This is a genomic window from Caproicibacter sp. (assembly GCF_046707225.1).
Lineage (GTDB): Bacteria > Bacillota > Clostridia > Oscillospirales > Acutalibacteraceae > Caproicibacter.
In genome coordinates this window covers 75,805-82,986 of sequence record NZ_JBJKOP010000014.1, presented here as the reverse complement: position 1 = coordinate 82,986, position 7,182 = coordinate 75,805, and the positions used below count along the sequence as shown (strand labels likewise).

At 53.5% G+C, this 7,182-nt stretch carries 6 protein-coding genes; 2 read left to right on the top strand and 4 right to left on the bottom strand.

Going from position 1 to position 7,182, the window contains the following annotated elements; all coding sequences use genetic code 11:
- The first annotated feature begins 340 nt into the window (after nt 1-340).
- Together ACLQ3M_RS02540 and ACLQ3M_RS02535 are read left to right on the top strand one after the other, a co-directional pair.
- On the top strand, nt 341-784 hold the full coding sequence (locus tag ACLQ3M_RS02540; protein WP_411676143.1) for a hypothetical protein: 444 nt from the start codon (nt 341-343) through the stop codon (nt 782-784).
- Nucleotides 785-928: 144 nt separating this feature from the next.
- Nucleotides 929-2,209 carry a LysM peptidoglycan-binding domain-containing protein gene (locus ACLQ3M_RS02535; protein WP_411676142.1) on the top strand — a complete coding sequence of 427 codons (1,281 nt, stop codon included), beginning with the start codon at nt 929-931 and terminating at the stop codon, nt 2,207-2,209.
- A 45-nt stretch (nt 2,210-2,254) separates the two neighbouring features.
- On the opposite strand, the gene ACLQ3M_RS02530 is transcribed toward ACLQ3M_RS02535, so the two are convergent.
- The 4 genes from ACLQ3M_RS02530 to ACLQ3M_RS02515 all read right to left on the bottom strand — a co-directional run bounded on the left by ACLQ3M_RS02530 (nt 2,255) and on the right by ACLQ3M_RS02515 (nt 7,169).
- Nucleotides 2,255-3,481 (bottom strand): glycosyltransferase family 4 protein, encoded by a 1,227-nt coding sequence (locus ACLQ3M_RS02530; protein WP_411676141.1) that lies wholly within the window; start codon nt 3,479-3,481, stop codon nt 2,255-2,257.
- Nucleotides 3,478-4,569 carry a non-hydrolyzing UDP-N-acetylglucosamine 2-epimerase gene (wecB, locus tag ACLQ3M_RS02525; protein ID WP_411676140.1) on the bottom strand — a complete coding sequence of 364 codons (1,092 nt, stop codon included), beginning with the start codon at nt 4,567-4,569 and terminating at the stop codon, nt 3,478-3,480. Before wecB ends, ACLQ3M_RS02530 begins: the two co-directional genes overlap by 4 nt.
- Before the next feature lie 12 nt (nt 4,570-4,581).
- Nucleotides 4,582-5,682, bottom strand: a complete 1,101-nt coding sequence (locus ACLQ3M_RS02520) for a Gfo/Idh/MocA family protein (protein WP_411676139.1) — start codon at nt 5,680-5,682, stop codon at nt 4,582-4,584.
- A 167-nt stretch (nt 5,683-5,849) separates the two neighbouring features.
- A complete protein-coding gene (locus tag ACLQ3M_RS02515; protein ID WP_411676138.1) occupies nt 5,850-7,169 on the bottom strand; it encodes a nucleotide sugar dehydrogenase in 1,320 nt (439 codons plus the stop codon).
- Nucleotides 7,170-7,182 lie beyond the last annotated feature (13 nt).

The window sequence follows — 7,182 nt, the reverse complement described above, 5'->3', positions numbered from 1 at the left end:
TCAACTGTTGATTTTTTCGCTCGAATTTGTTATGCTCTAAGAGCTTTTCATTTTGTGTCACAACTAAATTCTAAAGCAAAAAGCCGGAGCAGCCAATACCTTTTGGTATGGTTGTTCCGGCTTTTTTTCGGCGCTGTTTTGCAACAGCCCCCATTTTTTTGCAAATGATTTGAATCAAAAGTTAATTTATGCTATAATGTGCATGTAAGTAAATTCAGACAAAAAACGCCATAAAATTTGTTCACAATATGTTCAGATTTTATGCAGAATCTGTTCTCATAAACAGTAACAATTCTGATATAATGGTATTGTGAATGCTGCTAAATAAGGAGGCAGAAATTTGAAAAAAAGCAAGGCAACCGTCCTTGTTTGCGTAACCGGCCAGCGCGACTGCGACCGTTTGATCCGCGCGGGAAAAAAGATCTCCGACAGTCAGTCCATCCCTCTGCAGGTGTTGTGTGTTCAGCCGACTTCCTCCGGGTTTGACGCGGACTGTGAAGAGCTGGAGTATCTTCGCCAAACTGCAAAGAATGCGGATGCCGAAATGTCCGTCTATTTTCATGACGATGCGCCGCTGATGGCTGTTGGATATGCGAAAAGTGTTCATGCGTCACACATCGTTACCGGGATGGCGGAAGCGCCTGTAAACGGATTTGTGGAAATCATACATAAACTGTTGCCGAGGATCCCGATTTCCATGGTTGCGAAGGACGGAACGGTCTATAACATTTGCCCCGTCACGAAAAATGACCGCAAAACAAAAAAGCTGATTCTTCAGAATTAACGGAGTATAAATAAATGGAATCGCCGTGCCTCGGACAAGAGCACGGCGATTTTTTTCGCATTTTTTTGCAAAAACAGTGTTTCTTCCATCGGCCCGTTCATATAAATAAAGAAAAGCCAAAATGCTCGAAAAGGTGGAATCGGCATGGTAATTTACAGGGTAAGGCCGGGGGATAACCTCTATCAATTATCCCGGCTCTACGGCATACCCGAACAGCAGATTATGGAAGACAATCAAATTCGCGACCCGCAGCAGCTTGTGGTAGGTCAGGCTCTGGTTCTGATGACGGACAGTGTAAAACACACGGTCGGATCCGGCCAGTCGCTCTATTCCGTCGCCGCGTTGTACGGAATTTCGGTTGATCAGCTGCTGGAAGCCAATCCGCAGATCACGGACCCCTCGCGTATTCAGGCAGGTCAGGTTCTGACCATTCCGGTAACCTCGCAAAAGCTCGGGTCCCTGTTGGTCAACGGCTACGTTTTCCCGTCTGTGAACCGGAACACTCTGAACCGCACGCTGCCCTATCTCAGCTTTGTCAGCATCTTCAGCTATATGGCGGGGGCCGACGGCGCTCTTGCCCCGATTGAGGACGAAACGGTGATCACGGCGGCCCGCGCGCAGAACACCGCCCCGCTGATGGTCGTCACCAATATGCGCCCCGAAGGCGGTTTCAGCAGCGAAGTTGCCAACGCGATCCTGTCAAACCAGCAGGTTCAGGATACTCTTCTGGAAAACATCACAGCGACGATGAAACAGAAAAACTATTATGGATTAAATATCGACTTTGAGTATATCTATCCGCGGGACCGAGAAAATTACAACAATTTCCTCCGCAAAGTGGTGGCCAGAATGCATTCGCTCGGCTACATTGTCACGACCTCTCTCGCCCCGAAAACCAGCGCCGGCCAACAGGGGCTTCTTTATGAGGCGCACGACTACCCCGTCCACGGGGAAGCGGTGGATTATGTCATCCTGATGACTTACGAATGGGGATATACGTATGGGCCGGCCAGGCCGGTCGCACCGCTGAATCTTGTGGAGGAAGTCATCCGCTACGCCGTGACCGTCATTCCCCCGAATAAAATCCTGATGGGCATTCCAAATTACGGATACGACTGGACTTTGCCCTTTATCCGCGGCTCGTCGGCCCGTTCGCTGACAAATCCCGGCGCAGTGGAGCTCGCCGCGCAGGTCGGCGCCCGCATCCTTTTTGACGAGGAGGCTCAGTCGCCCCATTTCGACTATTTTTCTTCGGACGGCAAAAAACATACCGTTTGGTTTGAGGACGCGAGAAGCATCCGCGCGAAACTGGAGCTTGCACACCGATACGGTTTGGCCGGTGTCAGCTACTGGACCGCCAACAGCTATTTTTCCCAAAACTGGCTGGTACTGTCTTCTCTGTTTGACGTCAAAAAAGTTCTGTAAAGGCTGAAAAAAAAGATCCGCCCGGCCGGTGCCGGGCGGATCCTTTTATAGCGCGTCTAAAAATTTTTTAGACAAAACGTCGTATTCATTATTTCGCAGAATATACTCCCGGCCGCGCTCCCCCATCTTTTCAAGATCCTCTTTGGAACAGGAGGCCAACTTCTCCGCGGCCTCTGCAATGGCCGGGCTGTCTTCCGGCGGGATTGAAATACCGCATCCGGCTTCAGAGACCATATCGTTCGGCGCGTCGATCGCAAAGATGACCGGCTTCCCCGCCATCATATAATCCATCAGCTTATTCGGGCTAACGCCGAACCGGAACAGCGGCTGGCGCTGCAGTCCGATATAAAGCGCGTCCATCTGGCTTAAAAGCTCCGGAATCTGGCCGCGCCCGACCGGCGGCAGGAACGTAACCACGTCCTCCAGATTTTTATCCTTCGCTTTCTGAATCAAACGCTCCCGCTCCGGGCCCGGCCCCACCGGGAGAAGCCTGATTTTTTTGCCATGCAGACGTTCCCCCGCTTCCACAAAACTGTCAAGCGCGTTCGCGATTCCGTGGGCGCCCGCGTAACCGATCAAAAATTCTCCCTGTTCATGGAATCTTGAAAGCTGTTCGCTGTAAACCGGCGGATTCCCAAACGGCTTTTCCCAGTCCGCTTTTTCAATGCCGTTCGGAACATAGACAAACTTTTCCGGAGCCATCCCATGCTCCACCATGTGTTCCTTCGCATTCGGAAGCAGCGAGACAACACGGTCGCTGTGCCGGTAGCAAAAGTTCTCCGCCGCCTGCATCACCCGGATATAGGGATGCTTCGGGCTAATGCCGCCGAGTTCGATCGGGCTGAGCGGCCAGAGATCGTGCACCTCGTAAATCAATGACGCTCCGTATTTTTTAGCAACATGATACGCAGGGTATATATCAAGCGGATAAGTGGAAGAGGCGATCACCGCATCCGGCGCGCCCGGTTTGGCAATTTCTGAGCCATAACGGTATAGTCCGCTGAGAAACGAAAGCATATTTTTAATGCGGCCCATTCCGTTTCCGTGATATTCCGGGCCGGAAATCCAAAAATAGCGAATTCCATCGAGCGTCTGCTCCTCAAACTTTTTCCCCATCAGATCCGGATTCTTCGTACGCAAATGAGAATAGGAGCTAGCAGCAATGGTAACGGTATGCCCCGCCTGTACCCAGCGTTTTGCCATAAACCACGGGCGGAATTCCATTCCGTGCAGACGGGAACCAGCATAGTGATTGATGTAAAGGATATTCACTTTACGCTCTCCCCCATCTGCATCAGTGCAGCCGCGATCTTACCGGAGGCGTTTCCGTTGCCGAACGGCATTTGGGAACGCGCGGCGGGGTCGATTTTCGTGTTGACCGCCTTGTCGTAAATTTCATCGGTTTCCAGAGCGGACAGTACGTTCCAGTTGCCGGCAAGCGTCTCCACCCATTCGGTTTCGCTGCGCAGGGTGACGCAGGGGATTTCCAGAAACCAGGCTTCCTTTTGCAGACCGCCGGAATCGGTTAAAACCTGGCAGGCGTTTGAAGTCAGCAAAAGCATTTCGAGGTAGCCGACCGGGTCGATCAGCTGGATATTCCGGAATCCGCACTGCGCGATCGCGCTCTCCGCCAGGCTGCGGGTACGCGGATGAATCGGGATGACAACCTTCTGCGGCAGGCGTTCAAACGCGCGGAAAATGCGCTCGATCACCGGAAGTCCGCCGTCCGTGGTTTCCGCGCGGTGCAGCGTAGCCAGACGGTATTGCTTCGGCTGAATCCCGAGCTTTTGAAATATTGCCGTTTTCTTCGGATTTTCACCCGCGAGTTTGGAAAAGTGAAGAACGGAATCCAGCATGACGTCGCCGCTGTTTTGCACGCCCGCCGTGATGCCTTCGCTTTTCAGGTTTTGCACGGCGGTCTGCGTCGGGCAAAACAGCGAATCGGAGATATGGTCCGTTAAAACACGATTCAGCTCTTCGGGCATCCGGCGGTTAAAGGAACGCAGGCCCGCTTCCACGTGCAGGACGGGAATGTGCAGCTTTGCCGCGGCCAGCGCGCCCGCCAGGGTGGAGTTGGTATCCCCGTAAACCAGCAGAGCATCCGGCGTTTCCTTCTGCAGCACCTCTTCGATTTTGATCAGCATTTCGCCGGTCTGCTTTCCGTGCGTGCCGCTTCCGACGCCAAGATGATAGGCCGGCTTCGGAATCTTCAGTTCTTCAAAAAAGACGTCGGACATATTGCGGTCGTAGTGCTGCCCGGTATGCACGATCACCTCGTCGCAGACATGGGCAAGGGCCATTGACACAACCGAGGCTTTGATAAACTGCGGCCTCGCGCCGACTACGGTTATCAGTTTCATGATCGACTCCCCTTAATTGACCCGGACGTCTTCATGCGTCATGTCGAGCGTAGAAAATTCAAGGTCATCAAATTTGACCGGCAGGCCTGTTTTCTGCGATTTGTAAGCTGCCAGAATAATTTTCATTCCCTTGATGCCCTCCGCTCCGCTGACAAGCGGTTCGGTGTGGCTGTCAATCGCTTCAATATAGTTTTGATAAAGCGCGTTATGGCCGCTTCCGTAAACATCCTTCGGGTCGGTTCCCACCAGTTTTTCCACTTCGGAATCCTGCGCGGCGGGAGAAGAAAAGTTCCAGGTCTGGATGCGGTTGACCGCGAGGCCGCCGATCACGGCGGCGCCGGTCTCGCCGAATACGGAAAGCGTCTCTTCCAGATTCTTCGGATAGACGCAGGCGGTTCCTTCCACAATGCCGACCGCGCCGTTTTTAAAGCGGATCAGAATCGCGCCGAAATCCTCCGCCTGAATGTCACGCAGATAATTCCCGGTCATCGCCATAATGGTATCCGGTTCGCCGCCCAGGTTCCACTGAAGCAGGTCGATGCCGTGAATGCACTGATTCATCAGGGTGCCGCCGTCCTGCGCCCAGGTTCCGCGCCACGGCGCCTGCTCATAATAAGGCATCGAGCGGTTCCACAGAATCCGCGCCGTTCCGCTGACGAGCTTGCCGAATCGGCCGTCGTTCAGCGCCCTGTGCAATTCCTGAACAGGAGCATTAAAACGGTTCTGGTGACAGACACCGACCGTCACTCCATGCGCCTTTGCTTCGCTGAGCATTTGCTCAGCGTCTTTTGTGGAAAGAGCCATCGGCTTTTCCACCAGCACGTTCCTGCCCGCGCGGATGCAGTCAAGCGCGATCTGCGCGTGATAACCGCTTTCGGTCGCAATGGAGCAGCAGTCGATTTCCAGTTCGGCTAAAGCTTTCCGGTAATCCCCATATACTTTGGGGCGATATCCCGCCGCGTTCCTGCAGTCGTCCGCCTTCTGCTCCGCCTTTTCGGTCATCGGGTCGCAGACGGCGACAAGCTCCATGATGTCCCGGTTAGCCGCCGCCGCGGCAATATGATTTTTGGAGATTCGGCCGCAGCCGATCAGCATAAAACGGTATTTTTTCATGATTCATCCACCTGTTCTTTTCATTGATATCCATTGTTGCTTCAGTCACCGGTTCCGGCGGAAACAGGCTTCGCCCGCGGACGCCCCCGTCCCGGCCGGCGGGCCGAAGCAGGCTCCGCCTGCCCGAAAAATCCCCCGCTTTCGCCGGAAAACGGGGGGATTGGAAGTTACAGCAGTTCGATGTTTGAGCGATTCTCAATGTCCTTCATCGCGTTGCGGGTATCGAACACTTCTTTGGAAAGCGCCTGAATCTTCTGATAGTCAAAACATGAGTGAGCCGTGCAAAGAAGCACCATGTCGGCTCCTCGAAGCAGATCGTCCGTCAATTCTTTTGCACCGTCGTGCACTTTTCCCTTGTGGCGATACTGCGGAATATACGGGTCGAAAAACGTTACGTCGGCCCCTTTCGCAATCAGAAGATCAATCACGTTGAGCGCCGGGCTCTCACGGTAATCGTCGATGTCGGATTTATAGGCAACGCCCAGAACCAGCACCTTCGCGCCGTTCATCGCCTTTTTGTCGCGGTTCAGGACTTCCATTGCGCGCTGAACCACATATTCCGGCATGCCCGTGTTGATTTCGCCGGAGGTTTCAATCAGTCGGGTGTGATAATCGAATTCGCGGGCTTTCCAGGTCAGGTAAAACGGATCGAGCGGGATACAGTGCCCGCCAAGACCGGGGCCCGGATAAAACGCCTGAAAACCGTAGGGCTTTGTCTTCGCGGCTTCAATCACTTCCCAGACGTTGATTCCCATGCGGTGGCAAATAATTGCCATTTCGTTGACCAGACCGATGTTGATGTTGCGGTAGGTGTTTTCCAGCAGCTTTTCCATTTCTGCGACCGCCGGGCAGGAAACTTCATAAACGCCGCCGGCAAGAACGCTGCGGTACAGCGCGGCCGCGACCGTTGTGGAATCGGAACCCACGCCGCCGACCACTTTCGGCGTATTTTTTGTCTTATACTGCTTGTTGCCGGGATCGACTCGTTCGGGCGAAAACGCAAGGTAGAAATCCTCGCCGCAGGTGAGCCCGTTTTCTTCAAAAATCGGCTTTAAAAGCTCTTCCGTTGTTCCCGGGTATGTGGTGGACTCCAGAATGACCACCATGCCGCTGTGCGCAAATTTCGCGACGGACTCGGCGGATCCCTTTACATAGCTGATATCCGGCTGCTGATATTTATCAAGCGGGGTCGGCACGCAGATCGCGACGGCGTCCACTCCCTGAATGAACGAAAAGTCGGAGGTCGCGGAGAGCCTGCCGCTTTCCACCATCTCTTTCAGCGTATCCCCTACGATATCGCCGATATAATTGTGCCCGGCGTTCACGGACTCCACCTTTTTAGCCTGAACGTCGAAACCAATCGTCCGGTAACCCGCTTTTGCAAATTCCACGGCAAGCGGCAGTCCGACGTAACCGAGGCCGACAATGCCGACTACGGCCGTTTTCTTTTCTATTTTGTCCAGCAGTCCCATTTTTAAATTCGACATTTTACTTTCCTCG